The following is a 20,144-nucleotide window of genomic DNA, read 5'->3' on the forward strand; positions in this document are numbered from 1 at the left end:
AAACGCTCGCAATATCCCTTTGTAAACGCACAACAATTCTGTAAATACTTTATCTGAGAAGCTGCAGCTTCTGTAAATTCGTTTGCAACGGCAGTTCCGGGGAAGGGAGCGGTCATGCGCGCGCCGATCGGGTTTCGAATCTCCAACCGCAGGAAATCGCTCAAGATTTCTCAGGCGGCGCTGGCGCGCGTGATCGGCATTTCACCGAGCTACCTGAACCTTATCGAGAACAACAAGCGCGATATCGGCGGGACGCTGCTGCAGCGGGTAGCGCAGCATCTGCAGATCGAAATGGCGGACCTGACGGGCGATGCAGAACAGAAATTGCTGCAGGATCTCGAAGAAGCCTATGCCGATCCGATCATCGAATCGCTTGATTTCCAGCCCGATGAGCGGCGCTCGCTGGTGGCGCAGTATCCGGCCAGTGCGCATGCCATCGCCCGGCTGCACCGGGCCTATTCAGGTGCGGTCGCGAGCGCCGATGCCTATGCCGACCGGCTGCGGTCCGATCCGCTCTTGAGCCAATTGCTGCATCAGATCCTGTCGGGGATCACGGCGGTACGGTCAAGCGCGGAAATCCTCGAAGACGTGGCCGATCTCGACGAAGGTGAGCGCCAGCGATTTCTCGCGGCTATCGGACGCGAGTCGAAGGCTCTAGGCGATGTGGCGCGGAGCCTCATCGGTCAGTTCGAGGTCAGCAGCCGAGTGGCGGGGAAAGCCTCGGCGCTGCGTGAGATCGATGACCTGATCATCGAGCAGCACAATTACTTCCCGCAGCTCGAAACGGTGGCGAAGGAGCTGCGGCGGGAACTGGACGCGCAGGGTCGGTTCGGTCCAGCGCTGTTGATCGAAACGCTTGAAAGCCGGTTCGGGGTCATGACGCGTATCGGCGGCTCCCCCGGGGTAGACGAGTTTCCGGGGCAGTATCGATACGATGCGGAAACGCGCACGATATGGTTTCAAGGGGCGACGACATTAGCGACGCGGCAATTTCAGCTGGCGCGGCTTCTCGGGGAACTGGCGGCGAACGACGTGTTGCGCCTGACGCTCGATGCTGCGGCTTTGACGAACGAGACGACGCGGCGACTCGCGGCGCGGGCGCTCGGCTCGTATCTGGCGGGCGCCATCGTGTTTCCCTATTCGCCATTTCTTGCCGCGGCAGAGACCTGCCGGTACGACATCGATCAGCTCCGGCAGAGTTTCAACGGCAGTTTCGAGCAGGTGGCGCACAGGCTCGTTTCGCTCAGGCGGCCGGGAGAGGACGGCATTCCTTTCGGCTTTCTCCGTTCCGATCCCGCGGGGCGGCTGACCAAGCATTTTCCCTTGCCGGGGCTTTTGCTGCCCAATTCGGGTCACGCCTGCCCGCTCTGGGCGATCTATGGCGCGTTTCGGCAACCCGACAGCCTTGTGCGGCAGACGGTGCGGTTTTCGGATGGATCGCGCTACCTGTTTCTCGCACGGTCGCTGCAAAGACGTGCCGGCGCTTTTCGTGAGCCCCCGACTTACATCTCGATCATGCTGGCCTGCGATATCCTGCATGCGGACCAGACGGTTTATGCCACAGGGCTCGACCTCGAAGATGCCGAAGGCGACGTGCCTGTGGGGCCGACCTGCAGATTGTGCACGCGGCGGGCCTGTCCTTCGCGCCAGGAGGAGATGCTCGCGCCGGGCGGTCCGCAGACTGCAACGCGACTGCCTCTGGTGCCGAGCGAATTCGGCCTTGGCGATCGACGCTGATTGCGCTCTACTGCGTCGGCTCGCGGAGGGGAGACCGCGAGCCTGGGGGGAGTGTTGGCTATAGATATCCTGATTGCAGAGGATGAGCCGTCGATCCTTGAATCACTCGATTTCATCCTGCGCCGCGCGGGCTGGAGCATCGGGTCGGTGACGGATGGCGAGGCGGCGCTTGAAAGCGTGCGGCGGCTGAAACCGCGAATGCTGGTGCTTGACGTGATGCTGCCCAAACGCAGCGGTTTCGACGTGCTCAAGCACTTGCGGGCAGAACAGGAAACAAAGCAATTACCGGTCCTGATCCTGACCGCCAAGGGGCAGCAGCAGGATCGCCGGATCGCCGAGGAACTGGGCGCCAATTGCTTTGTGACCAAGCCTTATTCCAATGCCGAAGTGGTGTGCGCGGTGCGCCAGTTGCTGGGCGAAAATGCAGGACCGGCGTAAGCTTGTCGGTGGCATGTTCGTGCTCACCGTGGGTGGGCTGCTCATGCTGCTGCCTCCGCTGGTTCATCTGTTCAATCACGATGCCGATGTCTTTGGCGTGCCGCAGATCGTGTTCTACCTCTTCGGTGTCTGGCTGCTGCTGATCGTTGGCACAGCTGTGCTGACGCGCCGTCTGGGCAAGGACACGTCAGCTGAAAACGGTTCAGTTGAAAGCTAGGCGATGCAGCAGATCGCCTCACAATCGCCGGTAAATCCAGACACCCGAAAGGGTGCGGCCTAGATGCTGTCGGCAGATTTCGTAATTGCAACGGCTGTCGCCTATGTCGGGCTGCTGTTTGTACTGGCCTATGTCGGGGATCGGCGGGCCAAGGCGAACAAGCGCTCCTGGCTCAACTCCGCGAGCGTCTACACGCTCTCGATTTCGGTCTATTGCACAAGCTGGACCTTTTACGGCGCTGTGGGAAATGCCGCACGTAGCGGCCTGGAATTCCTCACAATTTATCTTGGACCGACTGTGGTTTTCGTCGGCTGGTATTTCCTGTTGCGACGGCTGGTCAGGATCAGTCACATCCATCGTATTACCTCAGTCGCGGATCTGCTGTCGTCGCGCTTCGGCAAATCGAGCCGGCTGGGGGTGCTGGTGACCTGCATCGCCGTTATCGGCATCGCGCCCTATATCGCGCTCCAGCTCAAGGCTGTGACGTCATCGATCCAGGCGGTCGCCGGATCGTCGGAGTTCGGGCAGGGCAGCTTGCGGGGGATCGACGATGTGGGGCTGGCGCTGGGCGTGGCGGCAGGCATGGCGCTCTTCACCATCCTTTTCGGGACGCGGCATGTCGATGCCAAGGAGCAGCATCACGGGGTCGTGGCCGCCATCGCCTTCGAGGCCATGGTCAAACTTGCAGCGCTGGTGGCCGTGGGTGTGTTCGTCCTCTTCATCGGTGGCGGTTTTGAAGGCATCTTCTCGCAAGCAGCGGCCAAGGGCGTGGTGGTCGATACATCGGCAAGCTTTGACAGCCGCTGGGTGACGACGATGGTGCTCTCGATCGCAGCGATCGTTTGCCTGCCGCGCCAGTTTCAGGTGACGGTGGTCGAGAACTCGGACGAGAACCACTTGCGCGTCGCGGGCTGGGCGTTCCCCGCCTACATGCTGCTGATGAGCATCTTTATCCTGCCCATTGCCGTTTATGGGCTGACCGTCATGCCCGCGGACTCCAATCCCGACATGTTCGCGCTGACGCTGCCACTTGCAGCGGGGCAAAACGGGCTGGCGCTCTTTGCCTTCATCGGCGGATTTTCGTCGGCGACCTCGATGATCATTCTCGAATCCATCGCGCTTTCGATCATGGTGTCGAACCACATCATCATGCCGCTGGTGCTGCGGTTTTCGCCAGCGCCGCAATTTGGCGACGGCAAGGGGGTAAGCCGGCAGCTGCTGGTGGCGCGGCGGTTTTCGATCATGCTGATCCTGTCGCTGGGTTTCTTCTACTTTTTCTTTACCCGAGATTCCGATGCCCTGGCGCCGATCGGGCTGATCTCGTTCACCGCTATCGCCCAGTTCTTTCCAGCGCTACTAGCGGCAATCTTCTGGCGCGACGCTTCGCTCAAGGCGGTGTCCGCAGCCATTTTCGTGGGGTTCGTGATCTGGGCCTGGTGCTGTTTCCTGCCTTCCTTCGAATCGGTCTCACCATCGGTATCCCAGCTTTTGGCGGAGGGGCCTTGGGGGATCGGCTGGTTGCGGCCCGAGGCGATGTTCGGTCTCGATGGATGGGACCCGCTGGCCCATGCAGCGTTCTGGAGCCTTTCGGCCAATGTGGCGATCCTGACCCTGGGATCGCTGGTGACGACGACCTCCGTGCTCGAGCGCATCCAGGCAACCGCCTTTGTCGATGTGTTCCGGCGTCGGCATATGCCGCAGGTGACGCTGGGCCCCGGTTCGGCAACGGCCAATGATCTCTATTTCGTGGCGGAGCGCGTTTTGGGGGAGAAGCGGGCAGCGTCCTTGTTCGAGGCTGCGGCACGGGATCGGGGTGTCGAGCCCGTACATTTCGAGCCGACGCCCGAGTTCGTCGGCCGGCTCGAACGCGAGCTTGCCGGCTCCATCGGGGCTGCATCGGCCCATGTCATGCTCTCCAAGGTCGTTGCGGGCAGCGACGTTTCCCTTGAAGAAATGATGCAGATGGCGGACGAGACTCAGCAGGTGATCGAATATTCGCAGGAGCTCGAGAAGACCTCGGCGGAGTTGCGGCTGACGGCGCAAAAGCTCGAGGACGCAAATGCGCAGCTGCGGCAGCTCGACAGCCAGAAGGACGAGTTTCTGAGCCAGGTGAGCCATGAAGTGCGCACGCCGATGACCTCCATCCGTTCTTTTTCCGAAATTCTGCTCGACCCGCGCGATCTCGACGACCATCAAAGGCAGCGCTTTGTTTCCACCATCCATCAGGAAAGTTTGCGGCTCACGAAGCTGCTCGACGAGATCCTGGATCTTTCGGCGCTGGAGCGGGGGGAGCGGTCCTGGGAAAACCAGCCAGTCGATGCCGACGAGGCGCTCGACCGGGCCCTGCTGGTCTGCGACGCCTTGCTGCGCCAGCGCGGCATGCGGGTGGAGCATGGGGAACGTTCGGGCCGAACGCTGGTGCAGGGCGATGCCGACAGACTCTGCCAGGTGTTCATCAATCTGATTTCCAATGCCGTGCGCTACAATGACAGCGCGGCGCCCGTGGTGCGCATATCTTCGACGATCCGATCTGGGGCGTTCGTGGCAGAGGTGGCAGACAACGGGCCGGGCATCGCCAAGACCGATCGAAAACTGATCTTCGAGAAGTTCGCGCGCGGGAAGCGCGGCTCGGCGGACCAGACTGGGGCTGGACTTGGCCTCGCCATCAGCCGGCAGATCGTGACACGGATGGACGGCTCGCTGGAGCTTGTATCAGGGCCGTTGCCTGGCGCATGCTTCCGCCTGCGGCTGCCGGTCAACCGGGCTTAGCGTCCCTCGTCGGGAATGTTGAGGATATGGCCGCAGGCTTTGCAGTGCACGGCGTCAGGATCGTGTTTGGTCAAGCCGCATTGCGGGCACGGGAAGTGCACCTTGGCGGGGCGGAAAATCAGCTGGGCCAAGCGCACGAAAAGCGAGATGCCGATGATCATGATGACTATGGCCGTCAGCTTGCCGAAGGTGCCGGGCAGGACGATGTCGCCAAACCCCGTGGTCGTCATGGCCGTGACGGTGAAATAGAGCGCGTCGACATAGCCTACGATGCCTGAATCCTGGTTGACGAAGGCGGTATACACAAATCCAGTGACGACGAAGATGAAGACGAGCAGATTGATGACTGCCTGGATCGTCTCCTGATAGGCGCCGAGCTTGCGCTTGTGCAACGGCCGCCACACGATGCTGGACTGGCTGATGGTCCAGAGGCGCAGGATGCGCAGAAAGCCCAGATTGTAGAAGACGGTCGGAGCCAGCAGAGTTGCGAGGATGAAGATGTCGACAATGACGGGCAATTGCCGCAGCCAGCGGGGAATGTCGGTCGAAGCAAGAGCGCGCGCGCCAAGTTCGATGAACAAGAGAGCGGCTACCGAGTAGTCGATCCACAAAAAGGCTTCCTGGCCGCGCAGCACGGGGGCTGCGACGAAGAACGCGATGATGGCGAGATCGACAAGAAGGACGGTCGCCTGGAATCGCAGGGCGGCGGGGGCCTGGCTGTGATAAAGGATGCGGAGCCTGCGGCGCAGGCGTTTGAACCAGCCCAGCTTCGAGCGATCCAGCTCTGCTTCTATCTTTACGTGGGACAGTTCACGCCTCTTTGGGCTGGGTCGACCGGGAATGACTCGCCCGGCGGTGTCGGCCGAACGAGCGTGAGCGCTGCCTTTTTAGCCCGCGGCTCCCGGCAAGGACAACAGCCCTTGAGCGCCACCTGGAAAGCTCAAGCGATAATGCGGGGCGGGCCAAGATGTTGCTCGTCTTTGCCTGACGCGCTATGAGCAGCGCCACAAAAAGCTGGGCTTGCACCGGCGGAAGGAAGTTCATGAAGCTGGCATTCGTCATCCCCGCCTACAATGAAGAGGCGCTGATCGGGAAGTGTCTGGAATCGGTGATGGCGGAAATCGCGCGCTCGGGCGTGCCGGCCGACGTGATCGTGGTGAACAATGCTTCGACCGACCGCACCGGGGAAATCGCTCGCTCCTTTGCCGGGGTGCGCGTGGTGGACGAACCCAAGAAGGGGCTCGTCAACGCCCGCGATGCCGGTTTTGCCGCCAGCGAGGGCTATGACCTGATCGCCAATATCGACAGCGACACAATGGTGCCCGAGGGCTGGCTGACGACGGTGATGCGCGAGTTCGATGCCGATCGCAAGCTCGTCTGCCTTAGCGGCCCCTATATCTACTACGACATGGCGCCGCATAATCGCTTCTTGATCAGCTTGTTTTATGGGCTAACCTACCTGATCTATGTGGTCAATCGCTTCATCCTCCGGGTTGGCTCGGTGGTGCAGGGCGGCAATTTCGTGTTCAAGCGGCAGGCCTGGGTCGATGTGGGCGGGTATGACCGTAGCATCGAATTTTTCGGTGAGGACACCGATGTCGCCGTGCGCCTGTCGCGGGTGGGCGGGGTTAAGTGGACCTATGCGCTCAAGATGAAGACCTCCGGCCGGCGGTTGGAAAAGGAAGGCGTGTTCCGCACAGCGGCGACCTACACGCTCAACTTCTTCTGGGTGACCTTCCGCGGTAAGCCGGCGACCATGGACTACAAGGACGTCCGCAAGGATTGATCGGGCAGGCGACTTGCTCGCTCCACTTTTTCGAGAATCGCTCCTAGAGTGAAGTCTTGGCTGCATTGGGTGGCCGGACATGCAATGGATGTCGATTGCTTCGCAATTTCCCGTTGTCGCACAGCCGCAGGCTACTTCGGCGCTGCGCACGCTCGCTCTCGTGCCGGGACAGCAGCTTGAAGCGAAGGTGCTCGGTCCGGGGCTAGACGGCGCAACCATGGTGCAGGTGGGGCGGCATACACTGTCGCTGAACCTGCCAGACCGGCTTGCGGGCGTGACAAGCCTGACATTGGCGGTGCAGAACGCCGACGGGCAATTGCGGCTGGCGTTGGTGCCTCCGGCGCAGGGGGTAGCGCAAGGCGCTCCTGCGACATCCGTCGAAATCTCGCGACAGCCTCCAATGGCGGCTCCGCTGACTTATGGGCCAGCCGCTGCGCCCGTGGCGGGTGCACCTGTTGCTGGCGCCGCGACGGCGCCAGGTACAGCCGTGCCAGGGACGGTGGGGACGCCCCAGCAGGCGATTGCGCCCGTCGGGCCGGCACCATCCGCAACGGCGGGGCAGACCATGCAGAAAGCGGTGCCGAACCCCTATGGCATGCCAGTGAGCGGCATCGGCAATAGTACGGTGACGCAAGGGGGCGGACCAGCGGTGTCGCCGTCGCAGGTTGCCTTGGCACAAATGGTGCAGCGCGCGCTGCCTGCCCAAGCTAGCCTGGGCGCAATAACGGGCGTGCTCAGCGCAACGATCAGCCAGCTTGCGGTGCCAGAACCGGTGCTCAAGGCGGCGCGGCAGATCCTCGATAACCAGCTTGTAGCGCGGGATGGCAAGATCGAGGGAGCGGCGCTGAAGGGAGCGATCGGCAGATCCGGCATTTTCCAGGAGGCGATGATCGCAAAGGGGATGGCCGGGGAGGCGGCATTGGATACCAAGTCCGGCCTCCTTGCGCTGCGTCAAAGCCTTGGGCAGTGGCTCGGCAATCAGGCGGCCATTGCGCAGATTTCGCAATTGCCGCCGCCGATGCGGCACGTCCATCCGCGTGCGCGGCAACCGGAGCTGCTGCTTCCCCTGTTGCCGACCGATCCTGAAGATATGGGAAGGCTGCTGCTCGAGCGCACGGAAGGGGCACTCTCCCGGCTCCGGCTGCATCAAAACGCTTCGCTGCATGACGGGAGCCGGACAGCGGACAGCCAGTGGAGCCTCGACCTGCCGGTTGTTTACGCTGGTCAGCAAGCGATCGTGCACTTGCAGATCCACAGGGACCCGCAGAGCGAAGAGGCGCGGCCGGAGGATAGGGGCTGGCAGGTGCGATTTGCCGTCAACCTGGCGTCTCTGGGTGAGGTGGGTGCACAGATCTCGCTGCGCGGCCTGCAGACCGGCATCATGCTCTGGGCAGATCGGGAGGATACGGCAGCGCAGTTTTCCGCAGGGATCAGCGAGCTGAAACAGGCGCTTGAAGAAGCCGGGCTCAATCTGGGCGCCCTTGTTGTCCGAAACGGAGGACCGAGCGAAATGCAGGCGCCAGCCAGTTCGGGCCAGTTTCTGGATGAGATCCGATGAGCGAAGATGGTGACCGCCGCCTTGCCGTGGCGCTGCAGTATGAGAAAGACAAGGACCAGGCACCCCGGGTGGTTGCCACGGGCAGGGGCGTGATTGCCGACAGGATCGTCGCGCTGGCCGAGGAGAACGGCATCGTCATCGAAGCCAATCCGGTGCTTGCCGAAGCGTTGAGCCATGTGGAACTCGACGAGACTATTCCCGTGGAACTCTATGAGGCCGTGGCTGCGGTGATCGGCTTTGTGCTGAAGCAAAATGCCCGTCACAACAGCAGTGAGTACCAAGAAAGCGGTCCGGGTGATGGGCCAGGGATTGCAACAGCCTAGCGGCCATCCCATGTGAGATGGAACAAGGGAGACCGGCATGCTTAGACCCGAAGACGAGAGCGCCATTGAGGATCTTTTCGAGCGCCTGCGCAATGTCGAGGGCCATAGCGGGCCGCGCGATGCGGATGCCGAGCAGCTGATCCGCCAACGCCTGAGTGAAAATCCGGTTGCAGCCTACTACATGGCGCAAACGATCATCGTGCAGGAGGCGGCGCTGCGCGAGGCGCAGCAGCGGATAGAGGCACTGGAGGCGCAGGCAAGCGGCGGCGACCGGGGCTTTCTCGGCGGGATATTCGGAAATGATCGGCCCAGTGCCCCCCAGGCCTCTCGCCGCGGTCCATGGGGTTCGGCTCAGGACGAGGGGATCCGACGCCAGGCCGCGGGGGGAGGTTTTCTTGCAGGAGCGGCGCAGACGGCGCTCGGGGTAACGGGCGGGTTACTGCTTGGCAGCGCCATAGCCGGCATGTTTGCCGACGATGTGCGGGCCGAGGAAACGCCGCCCGATACCGCCGCCGATGACACCGCGATGGATGACGGCGGTGACGATTTCGGTGACTTCGACGTCGGCGGTGATTTCTAGAGGAGCCGTCCGCTGCGCGGATCACGCTTTTCGTAGAACTCGTTGCCGCCCGCTTCGAGCACATAGTACATGTTGTTGTAGGGGAAGCGCATGCCGGCTGTGTGGAAATGCTGCGCGCTCTGAACGCCAGGGTGGCGGGAGCCGCGAAGCACCTGATCGGCGACCTGGGAGGCAAGGACAGCGCCGCTGTCTGTCATGGGTTTGGTGAGAACGCCGCTGGCGAACTGGTTCTTTTGGCCGACGACGCCGCAGACGGATTTGGGATAACGTGCATCGTTGAGCCGGTTCATGACTACCGTGCCGACGGCCAGCATGCCTTCAGCGCTCGAGCGATTGGATTCGAAATACATGGCGCGCATCATGCATTCCTTTTCGCTCATCTGGTTCATGGCGAAATTGATGCCGAGGAAACTGCACCCACTTAAACTGACTGCAGCCAGGGAAAGAACGCCCATCCGGAGGGCGAGTTTGGTAAGCGGTTTCATGGTGCATCTCCGGAGTGTTGCCGCGTTGCGGCTCGCTCCGAAAATGCGCTAGCAGGCTTAAGGAAGACCTCAGAAGGAGGGTTAGCGAAGTGTTAGCGGCGGCGGGTGATGAGACTGACGGCCAGAAGCGCAGTGCCGACCACAGCGATCAACGGAATGGGATCACGCTGCACGGCGCGCGCGCCCTTGACCATGTTGCGGCTCGCAAGACCGGCGAGCCAGGCGCCTTGCTGCGCCGCTTCCCGTCCCAGATCGGCCACCGCATCGCTCCAGTCCTCGATCGTATCGCCGGCACGGTGCGAAGCGGATTCGGCACGATGGGAAACAACCTTGCTGATCTGGCGAGTCTGGCGACGCAGATCGCTGATCTGGCTGGCGAGCATATCAAGAGGATCGGGCTTGTGACGGCGGGGCGAAAAGAGATCGGCAAGGGACATGTTTTGCTCCATGGTTGCGTGCGGAACGCCATGGGCACTCTACCGGTTCCGTCGCGGTTTTATGCCTTCGAAACGCCACAGGCTTGGCGCACCGCTGAGTGCAAAGGAGCACATGAATGAGCAAGAGCGCGCAACGCCTCAACAGGCTCTTCGACCGGCTAGAACGCAAGATACCCGCAGTGGCTGCTGGGTGGTTGGCGCGCATCCGGCGGCCCGAGGCTCGTCTTTACCGGATCCCGCTGGGCATCCTTCTGGTGCTCGGAGGCATTTTCAGCTTCCTGCCGGTTTTGGGCATCTGGATGCTGCCGCTCGGTCTCTTGCTCTTGGCGCTCGATCTGGTGGTGCTGCAGACACCGGTCAACAGCGCCATTTTGCGGGGCGGCCGTAAGTGGACGAGCTGGCAGCGCTCACGCCGCGACAAGCGGAAAAGCCGCGTCAGCTGAGCAGTATTTCACCGGCTGCCATGGCGGTTTCAACCCGATCAACCGCCTCGGCCAGCCGCTCGTCGATGATGTGCAGATATTGCGTCCAGTCCTCGAGCCGGCCGAGCTCGTCTGCGCCATCAGAGATGCCGCGCAACGCAAGAAGCGGCACGCCAAACCCCTGGCAGGCGCGTCGCACAGCAAAGGTCTCCATATCCACCATGTCCTCGCTGATCGCGTCATAGGCAGTACCCGAGACGACATTGGCGCCGGTCGACAGCGTTGCGTGTCGGAGGCCGGGCAGGGCCGGGACAAGCGGCAGGGTGGGCGGCAGATCGAGCAGCGGCGTTTCGCCCTTGGGAAAGCCGAGTGCGGACGCATCCATGTCTCGGTAAGACACGGAGATGGCTTGATAGACGCCGCATTGCTCAAGCCTCTGCGAACCGGCAGAGCCGAGGCAGACCACGAGATCGGGCAGGCTGCCGGCTCTCGCAGCGAGGGTGCGCGTGGCGGATATGGCGGCTTCGATCGGACCTATGCCTGTGAGAACCGGATCAATGCGTCGGCGGAGATGCGGGCCATATTCGGCTGGTGCGGCCATGAAATAAAGAATGGACATGGGGCTAGAGTAGCATGGCTGCCATGCCTGCCAAGGCGTGGACCTTACCAGATATGTAACGAAACCATGACATATTGATGCCAGCCGTTGACCGACCAGCAACAAGGAAGGATGTCATGCGCTTCGCCGTCATTTCCGGATCAAGAGAATGGACCGAGGCCAGTCCTCCGCCGGCCATTCCGCCCCGTTCGATCGAGGTCAATGATGTGCAGGCGGAAGCGCGACGCAGGCTCTCTGTGATAAAGCTCGAGGAATGGCGTGTGCGCGAGTTCGTGACGGGGGTGCCGATGCCGGACACGGTGCGTCATCTGGCCCTGCAGATCGACTTTGCGGCGCAGGCGATCGGGCGCCTGTCTCCCATTCCGGCAGACTTTGCCGACGACGTTTACTGGCCGCGGGTCTGGTAAAGAGAAAAGGAGTTGCCGGGGCAACTCCTTTTTTGTTTCAGGCGGCCTTCTTGACCCGGGGCGCGCGTTTGCGAGCGGGTTTGATCGTCTTGGCTGCCTGGGCGGTCAGTTCTGAGACAGCCTTGAACCAATAGGATTGGTCCTGACCTTCGGGACGGCCATCCTGTTCCCAGAGCTGGTAGGCGCGGCGCTGAATTTCGTCCTGCATTCTGGTTCTCTCCAAGCCATTCTAAGCCGCCACAAGCCTGCGTCGGCAAGGTTAAGGCGTGGTAAAGACTGCGTTCACGTCTGGGCTCGGCGGCATCCTGGGACAAAAAAAAGCCGCCCGGCAGCACGCGGGCGGCAGTGGGGTTTGGAGATCAGTTCCGCCGCAAGCGGCTCTGACCGCGATGGCTTACGCCAGATGGCCAGGCCTGACCCCACTCAAACGAGCGGGGTTGCTTTTCCGCCCCCTGCCCGGCGCCCAGAATGGCGGCAACGAGACAGAGCGCGAGAAAGGCGCAGAAAAGGCCGGCCAGCGTCCAGGCCATGGCGTTGAACCCTACAGCCTCTTCGCCTACGACAGCAAAGCCGATAAGCACATAAGTGCCAATGGAAAGATCGCGATTAAAGTCCCGGCGCATTTTAACTTTTCCGTCTAGTTCAGTACCAAGCCGCGGCATCAGCGGGCACAGCATTTATTGAGCCCTCTAAGACCATAGCTGGCTCGGTGACGTCGCCACCCGTATGGGTGGTGGAGCGCTGATCAAGTTGCTTGCTGTCCTTATTTGCCTGTCCCCACCCAAATGAGAAAAAACAGCAAGACTAGCTCGTTTTTAGCATTTCAGCCGCTGGACCAAAGCATTGGCGAGGCGCAATATGGGGTTCTATTCCGACTTCTATGCGGACAGGCGGGGGTGTGCTTGAGATGCGGGCAGCTTGGACTTCGGTGTGGGCGCCGCTTGCCTTCGCGCTTTCCGTTGGCGCGCTTGAGGCAGGAGTGGTGGTGGCAGCTGAGCCGCTGCCTCCCCCAGAGGGGCCCGTACTGCTGGTGGTCAGCGGCAATCTCGAGGTTACCAATTCCCCGCACGGGGCGCAGTTCGATCGCGAGATGCTTTATGGGCTTGGGCTGACCGCGGTCGACACGACGACGGCCTGGACGGATGGTGTGCAGGCGTTCGAGGGAGTGCTGCTCAGCGCTGTGCTCGACCGGGTGGGCGCGCACGGGACGACAATCACGGCTACGGCGATCAACGACTACGAAGCGCGCATTCCATTCGAGGATGCAGCGACTTACGAGGTGCTGCTGGCTGCCAAGATGAACGGCACGGAGATGACGGTGCGGGACCGTGGGCCGCTCTGGGTGGTCTATCCGCGCGACGCCTATCCCGTGCTGATGGAGCCGCTTTTCAATGACCGCTGGGTGTGGCAGTTGCGGGAAATCAGGGTCGAATGAGCTTGCGGCCCTGGATGACACGGCGCTTTCTCGTGGCTCTTCTGGCCATGGGGCTGCTGTTCATTCTCCTCGTTGCCGCCTGTCTCCGCCTCTTGTCATCAGAAAACCAGAACCGGGACTATATCACCGAGGATTTGGTGTGGCTGACCAGCCAAGGTCAATATGAGGCCGTACGCTTCGGGGATGCTTTGTCCCGCTACGGACAAAACGAAATCGGGCTCGATGAGGTGCAACTCTCGCTCGATCTGACGGCAAGCCGGATTGTGGTTCTCGAAGACGGAGAGCCTTACCGCCAGCTCGAGGAACTCGGACTGGCCGATCGCCTGCAGGGTTTCCGGGCTGTGGTGGAGGACGCAACGGTCCGGCTAGCGGCGCTGCAGCCTGAAGATCGGGCAGAGATTTCTGCGCTGCACCAGGAAGCGCTTACGCTCGCATCGGAATTACGCGACCTTGCCAATGCAGCGCTTTTCGCCAAGCGGGAGCGGGATGCGATGGCGCGGGCCGAGCGGCGGCACACGCTGTATGAGGTGCTGGGCACACTGATGGGCACAATGGTGGCAGGGTTGATCCTGGTGGCTGTGCTGGTCCGCGATCACCGGAACATGGTCAGCGCCGAGGCGGCGCTCGAACGTGAACGGCAGGTTTCGAGGCTTCATCGGGCCTTTATCTCCATCGTGTCGCATCAGTTTCGCACCCCGCTCGCCATTATCGATGCGAGCGCACAGCGCATGATCCGGCGCGGGCTGCAAATGAGCGGCGACGAGATCACGTCTCGCGCCGAGAAGATCCGTGTGGCCTGCCAGCGCCTGACCCGGCTGATGGAGTCGACGCTCAACGCGGCGCGGCTCGACGAGGGCGAGGTGACACTGAATCTGCGCGTCTGCAGCTTGCCGGACCTGCTTCAGAACGTGATCGAGAACCAACCGGAAAACGATCAGCGGCGCATCGAGATTGTGACGGAAGATCTGCCCGGGCTAATCCTGGCAGACACGGTGCTGCTGGAGCAGGCGGTGCAGAACCTGGTTTCCAACGGCGTCAAATATTCCGCAGAGGGGCAGCCGGTGATCGTGCGCGCGCGCGGGACGGGCGACACCATCGAGATCAGCGTGACCGATCAGGGCGTCGGCGTTCCGGCCGACGAGGTCGATTCGTTGTTCCGCCGGTTTTTCCGCGCGCGAACGGCAGAAAGCATACCCGGGACAGGTATCGGCCTGAGCTTTGTCGCGCAGATCATGGAGCTGCATGGCGGCCGTGTCTCGGTTGAGAGCGTAGAGGGGCTGGGGTCCACCTTCACCCTGAGTTTTCCAGCGCGCTTGCCGCACAGCAGCGACAAACCAACCACCCATTCACATCCTGAGGTCACCGCCCAGCCATGACTGCCAAGATTCTTTGCGTCGAAGATGAAGCTGATCTACGAACCGACATCTGCGAGGAGCTGGTGGCTGCCGGCTATGAGGTGGATGAGGCTGGCAACGGCATGCGGGCGCTGGAACTGCTGCTCGATGGCGCATATGACCTCGTGCTGTGCGATATCACCATGCCCAAGATGTCCGGCATCGAACTTTTGAAGAAGGTGCGGCTCGAACTGCAGCTTGCCGACCTGCCGTTTATCTTCCTGACTGCGCTCGCCGGCCGCAATGACATCATCGCGGGGAAAGAGGCGGGGGTGGACGACTATCTCACCAAGCCGATCGATTTCGACCTGATGCTGATTACGATCGCAGCCCGACTCGATCAGGTGGCGCGGATTAAGGGCGCGAGCAGTCGCGCAGCGGTGTCCGAGCCGGCAGGCCGGATGACTTTGGTGGGAGCGGACGAGGCGCTGAACCGGATCGCGGCGGGTGTGTTCCTGATCGATCGCGAACGCAAGGTCGTGTTCCGCAACCGCCGCGCTGGAGAACTGCTGGCTGAAGGCGAGGGGATCAGCCTCTCCCATGAGGGAATGCTACGCGGGGAGAAACCGCAGCATACGCAGGCCTTGCGCGACATCATCGAGCTGGCGATCGCGCGGGACAGCAAGGCGGACAGGCGCGCGACGGATACGGTGCCGCTTTCTCGCGCCTCAGGCCGGCGGCCGCTCTTTGCAGTTGCCTGTCCGCTCGGGAGCAAGGCAGGCGAGACGGGCGAAGCAGTTGTCAGCCTCTTCGTTACCGACCCCGAATGGCGATCGAGCGATGCGGCGGAAGCCGTGGCCCAGCTCTATGGTCTGTCACCGGCAGAAACGCGACTGGCACTTGCGCTTGTTCGGGGGTTGCGGATCGACGAGATCGCCGAAGAATTCGGCCTTTCGCGCAACACGGTGACCTACACGCTCAAGAATCTCTTCCGCAAAACCGAGACGGATCGCCAGGCAGACCTGATCAGCCTTTTCATTGCCAATCCGGTCAACCTGAGCGAAGCCTGAGTGGGTCATGCCGCGCTGCGCCGCGACTTGCCTACAGGGCGCTTGGAAGGCGCTTTCGAAGCAACAGCAGCGCGCTTGCGGCGGGCCGGCGACTTCCGCCTGAGCGTCGGATCACTGGCAATGATGGCTGCTATGCCAATGTCGATCCCGCGGAAAATATCGCTGAGTTCGGGATGGGCGGCTTCGTCGAAATCGATAGGGTCTGAAAAGTGCATGATGGCCTCGCATCGTCATGTCAAAGGGAGAGCCCGTAGGGCAGGGCTAGGAGAGTTATGGCCAGCACATAGAGGCCGGAGATCAAGAGATTACGCTGTGTCATTGAAGTGCCTTGTGAGGAGAGTTGAGGCGCAGCTGGTATGCTGCGCATTAAATTCAAGCCGGCGGAATGTTCTGGTTCAGCCGAAAAAGATTGCCGGGATCGTAGCGGCGCTTGATGGAGCGCAAGCGGGTCCAAATCTCGCCGGGATAGCTGGCCTTGAGCGCTTCAAGGCCCTCATCTGCGAGGAAATTGACATAGTTGGCGCCCTTTACACCCCGAAGCGCAGCAACGCTTTCGGCGGCCCAGCTATCGTGCCGGGACGCGGCTTCGGTGCTCAGGTCCATTGCCAGAAAGCCAGTCAGGATGGTTTCACGACGATGAGCATAGGCGGTCGCGGTGTTGTCCCGGGCGGACACCGCGCCGCCGAGCACACGGATCTGAGCCATGTGCATTGGGGCGTGGCAAAGGTCCAGACGAGCAAGGATCTCGCGGGCCTGTTCGAGCGTCATGCTGTCCATGAAGGTGGAGCGCACTGAAACTGCGGGACGCATGCCGGGCTGTTCGGGCATATACATGCTCGAATAGGGGGCCCGGCCGGACCAGATCAGCAAGCGGCATGGCAAGCGATCGGAATGGAGCAAGCGCGTGGGCAGCAGTTTCCGGCGAACCGGCATAGGCCATCATTGCGAAAAGAACCGTCTGGCCGTGGATCGCCTCCGGCAGGAATGGCATTGGCGGGGCAGGCATGACCATCAGGATGGCGGTGAGTTCGTCGGGCGCTGCCTTGGCTGCGTTGACGAAACCCGCGAGGATTTCCGCCGTCGCCGGCAGCACCAACGGGCCGCCCACAAAGTCCGGGAGCGGATGGAGGCGGTACATGAAGCGCGTGACGATGCCAAAATTGCCGCCGCCGCCCCGGATTGCCCAAAAAAGGTCGGGCTCATGGGTTTCGTCGACAAACAGGATATCGCCAGAGGCCGTCACGATCTCGGCGGCGAGAAGTGCATCGATCGTCAGCCCCAGCCGGCGTGACATATAGCCCATGCCGCCGCCCAGAGTCAGGCCACCGATCCCTACCGAGGCAGTGTCACCGAAGCCGACCACCATCTGGTGCTCATCGAGCGCTCGCGAGACTTCTCCGGCTGTCAGGCCGGATCCGGCCCAGACGGTGCGGGCCTCCGTATCGATGTCGAGGCCCTTGAGCTCGCGCAGGTCGATGACGATGCCACGATCGGCGCTGCTGTGTCCGCAAACCGAGTGGCCGCCGCTGCGCACTGCAATCTCAAGCCCATTTCGCCGAGCGAAATCGACAACGTCGGCAACATCGGCGGCGTCACGCACCAGCGCGATGAAGATCGGCTTGTGATCCCAATTAAGATGGGGCAGAGCTCGCGCGATCTCGTAATCCTCGTCACCGGGCAGCACCAACTGGCCAGCCAGGCGAGAGCCTAGGACTTCGATGGCGGGAGCCAAGGCTCTGCTTGTCTCGGCCGCTCCCACTCGCATCAGAACGTTCATCTTCTTCGCTCCAAAAAACGCCCTCAGGGGCGGTTGATGGCGGCGAGGAATATTTAATTCACCTTAGGGCATCCCCACTCATTTGCGGGGGCATAATGCGAATATTTTATTCGCGGAGGCGAAGGGGGAGAGAGCAGGGGGAAGGCTTGGTGTCAGACGATCGAGTGGCGTCAGCAAGCCTTGTGGGATGCCATGCGGTTCCCGAAGACGCTCGTGATGGGGGGTGCTGCCAAGCCCTGAAGCCCAGCAGCTCTGTGGTTGCCCGAAGGTTCCGCCTGGGATTAGGCCGGCGAGGATTGCAGCATTTGCTGGAAAGCGCGGTAGCTGTCTTTGGGTTGGCGGTCGAGGGTTTCTGGGTCCATGCCGACGATGCCGAATTTTGGAGTAAAGCCTTCGGCCCATTCGAAATTGTCGATCAGTGTCCAGGCGATGTAGCCCCGGAGGTCGACGCCCTGCTTCTTGGCTTCGACCATAGCGGCGAAGTGGCGGTCGAAGAAGCTGATGCGCTTGGCTTCGTCGGTCTCCGAGGCGCCGTTTTCCGTAACGTAGATCGGCAGGCCCGGATAGTGGTTGGACACGCGGACCAGAAACTCGGTCAGAGCTTCGGGGATGACTTCCCAGCCGACATTGGTTTTCTCAAGCGGGCCGCGGGCCTGGGTGAAGGGGAAAACCGGAACCTTGGGGTCGGCGGTATAAAGGAAGCGGGTGTAGTAGTTGATGCCGACCCAGTCGAGAGGCTGGTTGAGCGTTGCCATATCGTCGCGCCAGTTGGTGGGCAGGTGCGGCTCGAGGATGTCTGTGACCTTTTCGGGATAGCTGCCCTTGAGTACGCCATCGAGGAAGAACTGGTTGAAGATGGCGTCGCCGAGCGCTGCCGCTTCGATATCCTCGGGCTTGTCGCTCGCTGGGTCGCACTTTTCCATGTTGACCACGATGCCGAGGTTCTTGTTGGTGCCGACCTCACGCATCGCCTTAATGCCGAGGCCGTGGGCGAGCAGCACGTGGTGCATGGCGCGGGCGGTGGCGCGGACGTCGCGATAGCCCGGGGCGTGCGCACCGAGGAAGTGGCTGAGGACGGTGATGCACCAGGGTTCGTTGAAGGTCGCGATGCTTTCGAGCCGGCTGCCGAACTTTTCGGCGGCAAAGGCGGCATAGTCGGCAAAGGCGGAGGTCGTGTCGCGGTTCATCCAGCCGCCGCGATCCTGCAGGGCGCTTGGCAGATCCCAGTGATAAAGCGTTGCCAGTGGCTTGATGTTGCGCTCGAGCATGCCGTCGATCAGGCGATCGTAGAAGTCGACGCCGGCCTGGTTGATGGCGCCGGTGCCCTCGGGGATGAGGCGCGACCAGGAGAACGAGAAACGATAGGCATCGAACCCGCCGTCACGGATAAGATCGAGGTCTTCGGCCCAGCGATTGTAGTGATCGCAGGCGATGTTGCCATTGTCGAAGTTGCGGGTATTGCCGGGGGTATTGGCGAATGTGTCCCAGATCGAGGGACCGCGGCCATCGGTCTGGCCGCCTTCGATCTGATGGGCGGCCATGGCCACGCCGAAAAGAAAATCCGGGCCGAAATCGGCGCGCTTATGCGAAAACATGAGAATGTCCTGAGAAAAGAGACGAAATAGCTCCCCGGCGCAAACCGGGGAGCCACCAGGCTTCAGCAAGGGAGGAAGCGAAGCCTGAACGCGGGTCAGGGACGGCCGTAAGCGTCCCAGCCATTGGCCTGGAAAAGACCGATGATATAGCCGTAGCAGAAGGCAAAGCCGGTTTCGAAGGGCGAGATGCCGTCAATGGTCGGAACGTGGTCGGGCATGATCATGCAATCGACGCCGACTTCCTTGTAGATCTTGAAGGCGGCGGGCATGTCCATGTCGCCATCGTCGGGGAACACTTCGGTGAACGAGAAGCGTTTGCCCTTGATGTTGCGGAAGTGGACGTTGAAGATCTTGCCGCGCGAACCGAACCAGCGAATGACGTCGCCGATTTCCTCGCGGGGGTTTTCAAGGCTTTCCCCGATCGTGCCCTGGCAGAAATTGAGGCCGTGATAGGGGCTCTCGCAGATCGAGACGAAGCGCTTGAGGCCCTCAACGTGGGAGATGACGCTTTCCTCGATGCCGCGATAATTGGGCGGGGTCATCGGGTCGTTGGGGTGGCAGGCGATGCGCACCTTATTGGCCTCGGCAACGGGAACGACGCGCTCGAGGAAATAGGTGATGCGCTCCCAGAACTGATCCGGGCTGACATGGCCGGCCGAGGTCAACTCGTCGGCATTGGTGATCTCGTCGGCACGGAAGGTGGGAACGAGAGCCCCGCCGCGGCCGCGTTCAGACTTGGTGCGCGGCACGCCGAGATAGCTGAAATTGTATTTTGCCGAATTGACGCCGAGCGAAGCCAGGTTCTCGATTAGCTTGCAGATGCCGTCGATCTGACGGTCGCGGTCGTTGTCATCGCCGAGGACGATGGCAGGGGAGCTGACCTTGTCGATGTCCTTGGTGTCGATGTTGAGCGAGGCGAGCGGCAGCTGCACCATGTCGAGCTTGAGGCCGGCGGCATCGACGCGCTCGATGTGGCGGGCCAGCTGGTCGCGCGTCCACTCGCGCGGCGAACCGGGCGGATCGATACAGACATGGTAGAGCCCGAGCTGGGCAAGCTGGCGCAGATGGGCATCGCCGAATTCTTCGACCATGCCGCCGCTCAATTGTGTTCCTACGAACATTGTCATCTCCCTTGGTCTTGCCTTGGCGGCAAGA

At 61.8% G+C, this 20,144-nt stretch carries 24 protein-coding genes; 13 read left to right on the forward strand and 11 right to left on the reverse strand.

Going from position 1 to position 20,144, the window contains the following annotated elements:
* Window positions 1-114 precede the first annotated feature (114 nt).
* The 4 genes from BM364_RS06735 (at window position 115) to BM364_RS06750 (ending at window position 5,161) form a co-directional block, all read left to right on the forward strand.
* Window positions 115-1,737: a helix-turn-helix domain-containing protein gene (locus tag BM364_RS06735; protein WP_092422592.1), complete on the forward strand. Its 1,623-nt coding sequence runs from the start codon at window positions 115-117 to the stop codon at window positions 1,735-1,737.
* Window positions 1,738-1,791: 54 nt separating this feature from the next.
* Window positions 1,792-2,175, forward strand: a complete 384-nt coding sequence (locus tag BM364_RS06740; RefSeq protein ID WP_092422595.1) for a response regulator transcription factor — start codon at window positions 1,792-1,794, stop codon at window positions 2,173-2,175.
* Window positions 2,159-2,392: a hypothetical protein gene (locus BM364_RS06745; RefSeq protein ID WP_092422598.1), complete on the forward strand. Its 234-nt coding sequence runs from the start codon at window positions 2,159-2,161 to the stop codon at window positions 2,390-2,392. Before BM364_RS06740 ends, BM364_RS06745 begins: the two co-directional genes overlap by 17 nt.
* A 63-nt stretch (window positions 2,393-2,455) precedes the next feature.
* Entirely contained in the window at window positions 2,456-5,161 is a 2,706-nt protein-coding gene (locus BM364_RS06750; RefSeq protein WP_092422601.1) for a sensor histidine kinase, read from the forward strand.
* Here the strand turns inward: BM364_RS06750 and BM364_RS06755 are convergent.
* Window positions 5,158-5,970 (reverse strand): ion channel, encoded by an 813-nt coding sequence (locus BM364_RS06755; RefSeq protein ID WP_425284878.1) that lies wholly within the window; start codon window positions 5,968-5,970, stop codon window positions 5,158-5,160. The genes BM364_RS06750 and BM364_RS06755 overlap by 4 nt on opposite strands.
* Before the next feature lie 233 nt (window positions 5,971-6,203).
* On the opposite strand from BM364_RS06755, the gene BM364_RS06760 reads away from it, so the two are divergent.
* From BM364_RS06760 to BM364_RS06775, 4 genes are all read left to right on the forward strand, one after another.
* Complete coding sequence (locus BM364_RS06760; protein WP_092422607.1) at window positions 6,204-6,947, forward strand: glycosyltransferase family 2 protein; 744 nt, start codon at window positions 6,204-6,206, stop codon at window positions 6,945-6,947.
* Window positions 6,948-7,035: 88 nt separating this feature from the next.
* Window positions 7,036-8,505 carry a flagellar hook-length control protein FliK gene (gene fliK, locus BM364_RS06765; RefSeq protein ID WP_210186392.1) on the forward strand — a complete coding sequence of 490 codons (1,470 nt, stop codon included), beginning with the start codon at window positions 7,036-7,038 and terminating at the stop codon, window positions 8,503-8,505.
* Window positions 8,502-8,828 (forward strand): EscU/YscU/HrcU family type III secretion system export apparatus switch protein, encoded by a 327-nt coding sequence (locus tag BM364_RS06770; RefSeq protein ID WP_092422613.1) that lies wholly within the window; start codon window positions 8,502-8,504, stop codon window positions 8,826-8,828. The genes fliK and BM364_RS06770 overlap by 4 nt, the downstream gene beginning before the upstream one ends.
* A gap of 37 nt (window positions 8,829-8,865) precedes the next feature.
* Window positions 8,866-9,408, forward strand: coding sequence for a DUF2076 domain-containing protein (locus BM364_RS06775; RefSeq protein ID WP_092422616.1), 543 nt, complete (start codon window positions 8,866-8,868; stop codon window positions 9,406-9,408).
* Here BM364_RS06775 and BM364_RS06780 read toward each other — a convergent pair.
* A complete protein-coding gene (locus tag BM364_RS06780; protein WP_092422619.1) occupies window positions 9,405-9,893 on the reverse strand; it encodes a cell wall hydrolase in 489 nt (162 codons plus the stop codon). The two genes, BM364_RS06775 and BM364_RS06780, sit on opposite strands and share 4 nt — an antisense overlap.
* Before the next feature lie 92 nt (window positions 9,894-9,985).
* Window positions 9,986-10,330, reverse strand: coding sequence for a hypothetical protein (locus BM364_RS06785; RefSeq protein ID WP_139232517.1), 345 nt, complete (start codon window positions 10,328-10,330; stop codon window positions 9,986-9,988).
* A 116-nt stretch (window positions 10,331-10,446) separates the two neighbouring features.
* Here BM364_RS06785 and BM364_RS06790 point away from each other — a divergent pair, with 116 nt between their 5' ends.
* Window positions 10,447-10,773, forward strand: a complete 327-nt coding sequence (locus BM364_RS06790; RefSeq protein ID WP_092422625.1) for a hypothetical protein — start codon at window positions 10,447-10,449, stop codon at window positions 10,771-10,773.
* On the opposite strand, the gene BM364_RS06795 is transcribed toward BM364_RS06790, so the two are convergent.
* Complete coding sequence (locus tag BM364_RS06795) at window positions 10,766-11,371, reverse strand: 5'-methylthioadenosine/S-adenosylhomocysteine nucleosidase (protein ID WP_092422628.1); 606 nt, start codon at window positions 11,369-11,371, stop codon at window positions 10,766-10,768. The two genes, BM364_RS06790 and BM364_RS06795, sit on opposite strands and share 8 nt — an antisense overlap.
* A 116-nt stretch (window positions 11,372-11,487) precedes the next feature.
* Here BM364_RS06795 and BM364_RS06800 point away from each other — a divergent pair, with 116 nt between their 5' ends.
* Window positions 11,488-11,778 (forward strand): hypothetical protein, encoded by a 291-nt coding sequence (locus tag BM364_RS06800; protein ID WP_092422631.1) that lies wholly within the window; start codon window positions 11,488-11,490, stop codon window positions 11,776-11,778.
* Between the two features lie 37 nt (window positions 11,779-11,815).
* On the opposite strand, the gene BM364_RS06805 is transcribed toward BM364_RS06800, so the two are convergent.
* On the reverse strand, window positions 11,816-11,986 hold the full coding sequence (locus BM364_RS06805) for a DUF2934 domain-containing protein (protein ID WP_092422634.1): 171 nt from the start codon (window positions 11,984-11,986) through the stop codon (window positions 11,816-11,818).
* A 151-nt stretch (window positions 11,987-12,137) separates the two neighbouring features.
* Complete coding sequence (locus BM364_RS06810) at window positions 12,138-12,401, reverse strand: hypothetical protein (protein ID WP_092422637.1); 264 nt, start codon at window positions 12,399-12,401, stop codon at window positions 12,138-12,140.
* A 284-nt stretch (window positions 12,402-12,685) separates the two neighbouring features.
* On the opposite strand from BM364_RS06810, the gene BM364_RS06815 reads away from it, so the two are divergent.
* From BM364_RS06815 to BM364_RS06825, 3 genes are read left to right on the forward strand one after another with little or no spacing between them, the layout of a single operon-like run.
* On the forward strand, window positions 12,686-13,213 hold the full coding sequence (locus tag BM364_RS06815; protein WP_175528492.1) for a putative pterin-binding protein: 528 nt from the start codon (window positions 12,686-12,688) through the stop codon (window positions 13,211-13,213).
* A complete protein-coding gene (locus BM364_RS06820) occupies window positions 13,210-14,589 on the forward strand; it encodes a sensor histidine kinase (RefSeq protein WP_092422643.1) in 1,380 nt (459 codons plus the stop codon). Before BM364_RS06815 ends, BM364_RS06820 begins: the two co-directional genes overlap by 4 nt.
* Window positions 14,586-15,617: a response regulator gene (locus tag BM364_RS06825; RefSeq protein ID WP_092422646.1), complete on the forward strand. Its 1,032-nt coding sequence runs from the start codon at window positions 14,586-14,588 to the stop codon at window positions 15,615-15,617. Before BM364_RS06820 ends, BM364_RS06825 begins: the two co-directional genes overlap by 4 nt.
* Before the next feature lie 5 nt (window positions 15,618-15,622).
* On the opposite strand, the gene BM364_RS06830 is transcribed toward BM364_RS06825, so the two are convergent.
* From BM364_RS06830 to BM364_RS06845, 5 genes are all read right to left on the reverse strand, one after another.
* Entirely contained in the window at window positions 15,623-15,832 is a 210-nt protein-coding gene (locus BM364_RS06830) for a hypothetical protein (protein WP_092422649.1), read from the reverse strand.
* A gap of 157 nt (window positions 15,833-15,989) precedes the next feature.
* Complete coding sequence (locus BM364_RS18585; RefSeq protein WP_210186393.1) at window positions 15,990-16,292, reverse strand: BBE domain-containing protein; 303 nt, start codon at window positions 16,290-16,292, stop codon at window positions 15,990-15,992.
* A complete protein-coding gene (locus tag BM364_RS06835; protein WP_210186394.1) occupies window positions 16,246-17,394 on the reverse strand; it encodes an FAD-binding oxidoreductase in 1,149 nt (382 codons plus the stop codon). Before BM364_RS06835 ends, BM364_RS18585 begins: the two co-directional genes overlap by 47 nt.
* Before the next feature lie 281 nt (window positions 17,395-17,675).
* Window positions 17,676-18,989 (reverse strand): GH1 family beta-glucosidase, encoded by a 1,314-nt coding sequence (locus tag BM364_RS06840; protein ID WP_092422652.1) that lies wholly within the window; start codon window positions 18,987-18,989, stop codon window positions 17,676-17,678.
* A gap of 95 nt (window positions 18,990-19,084) precedes the next feature.
* Window positions 19,085-20,110: a mannonate dehydratase gene (locus BM364_RS06845; protein ID WP_092422655.1), complete on the reverse strand. Its 1,026-nt coding sequence runs from the start codon at window positions 20,108-20,110 to the stop codon at window positions 19,085-19,087.
* Window positions 20,111-20,144: the final 34 nt, after the last annotated feature.

It is taken from the genome of Devosia crocina, assembly GCF_900116545.1.
Taxonomy (GTDB): Bacteria; Pseudomonadota; Alphaproteobacteria; order Rhizobiales; family Devosiaceae; genus Devosia; species Devosia crocina.

What these genes read in the sequence shown, in the direction of transcription:
- BM364_RS06735 (WP_092422592.1), top strand. Translation starts at nt 115, where the DNA reads ATGCGCGCGCCGATCGGGTTTCGAATCTCCAACCGCAGGAAATCGCTC.
- BM364_RS06745 (WP_092422598.1), top strand. Translation starts at nt 2,159, where the DNA reads ATGCAGGACCGGCGTAAGCTTGTCGGTGGCATGTTCGTGCTCACCGTG.
- BM364_RS06750 (WP_092422601.1), top strand. Translation starts at nt 2,456, where the DNA reads ATGCTGTCGGCAGATTTCGTAATTGCAACGGCTGTCGCCTATGTCGGG.
- BM364_RS06760 (WP_092422607.1), top strand. Translation starts at nt 6,204, where the DNA reads ATGAAGCTGGCATTCGTCATCCCCGCCTACAATGAAGAGGCGCTGATC.
- fliK (WP_210186392.1), top strand. Translation starts at nt 7,036, where the DNA reads ATGTCGATTGCTTCGCAATTTCCCGTTGTCGCACAGCCGCAGGCTACT.
- BM364_RS06770 (WP_092422613.1), top strand. Translation starts at nt 8,502, where the DNA reads ATGAGCGAAGATGGTGACCGCCGCCTTGCCGTGGCGCTGCAGTATGAG.
- BM364_RS06775 (WP_092422616.1), top strand. Translation starts at nt 8,866, where the DNA reads ATGCTTAGACCCGAAGACGAGAGCGCCATTGAGGATCTTTTCGAGCGC.
- BM364_RS06780 (WP_092422619.1), bottom strand. Translation starts at nt 9,893, where the DNA reads ATGAAACCGCTTACCAAACTCGCCCTCCGGATGGGCGTTCTTTCCCTG.
- BM364_RS06785 (WP_139232517.1), bottom strand. Translation starts at nt 10,330, where the DNA reads ATGTCCCTTGCCGATCTCTTTTCGCCCCGCCGTCACAAGCCCGATCCT.
- BM364_RS06790 (WP_092422625.1), top strand. Translation starts at nt 10,447, where the DNA reads ATGAGCAAGAGCGCGCAACGCCTCAACAGGCTCTTCGACCGGCTAGAA.
- BM364_RS06795 (WP_092422628.1), bottom strand. Translation starts at nt 11,371, where the DNA reads ATGTCCATTCTTTATTTCATGGCCGCACCAGCCGAATATGGCCCGCAT.
- BM364_RS06800 (WP_092422631.1), top strand. Translation starts at nt 11,488, where the DNA reads ATGCGCTTCGCCGTCATTTCCGGATCAAGAGAATGGACCGAGGCCAGT.
- BM364_RS06805 (WP_092422634.1), bottom strand. Translation starts at nt 11,986, where the DNA reads ATGCAGGACGAAATTCAGCGCCGCGCCTACCAGCTCTGGGAACAGGAT.
- BM364_RS06810 (WP_092422637.1), bottom strand. Translation starts at nt 12,401, where the DNA reads ATGCGCCGGGACTTTAATCGCGATCTTTCCATTGGCACTTATGTGCTT.
- BM364_RS06815 (WP_175528492.1), top strand. Translation starts at nt 12,686, where the DNA reads ATGCGGGCAGCTTGGACTTCGGTGTGGGCGCCGCTTGCCTTCGCGCTT.
- BM364_RS06820 (WP_092422643.1), top strand. Translation starts at nt 13,210, where the DNA reads ATGAGCTTGCGGCCCTGGATGACACGGCGCTTTCTCGTGGCTCTTCTG.
- BM364_RS06825 (WP_092422646.1), top strand. Translation starts at nt 14,586, where the DNA reads ATGACTGCCAAGATTCTTTGCGTCGAAGATGAAGCTGATCTACGAACC.
- BM364_RS06830 (WP_092422649.1), bottom strand. Translation starts at nt 15,832, where the DNA reads ATGCACTTTTCAGACCCTATCGATTTCGACGAAGCCGCCCATCCCGAA.
- BM364_RS06835 (WP_210186394.1), bottom strand. Translation starts at nt 17,394, where the DNA reads ATGAACGTTCTGATGCGAGTGGGAGCGGCCGAGACAAGCAGAGCCTTG.
- BM364_RS06840 (WP_092422652.1), bottom strand. Translation starts at nt 18,989, where the DNA reads ATGTTTTCGCATAAGCGCGCCGATTTCGGCCCGGATTTTCTTTTCGGC.
- BM364_RS06845 (WP_092422655.1), bottom strand. Translation starts at nt 20,110, where the DNA reads ATGTTCGTAGGAACACAATTGAGCGGCGGCATGGTCGAAGAATTCGGC.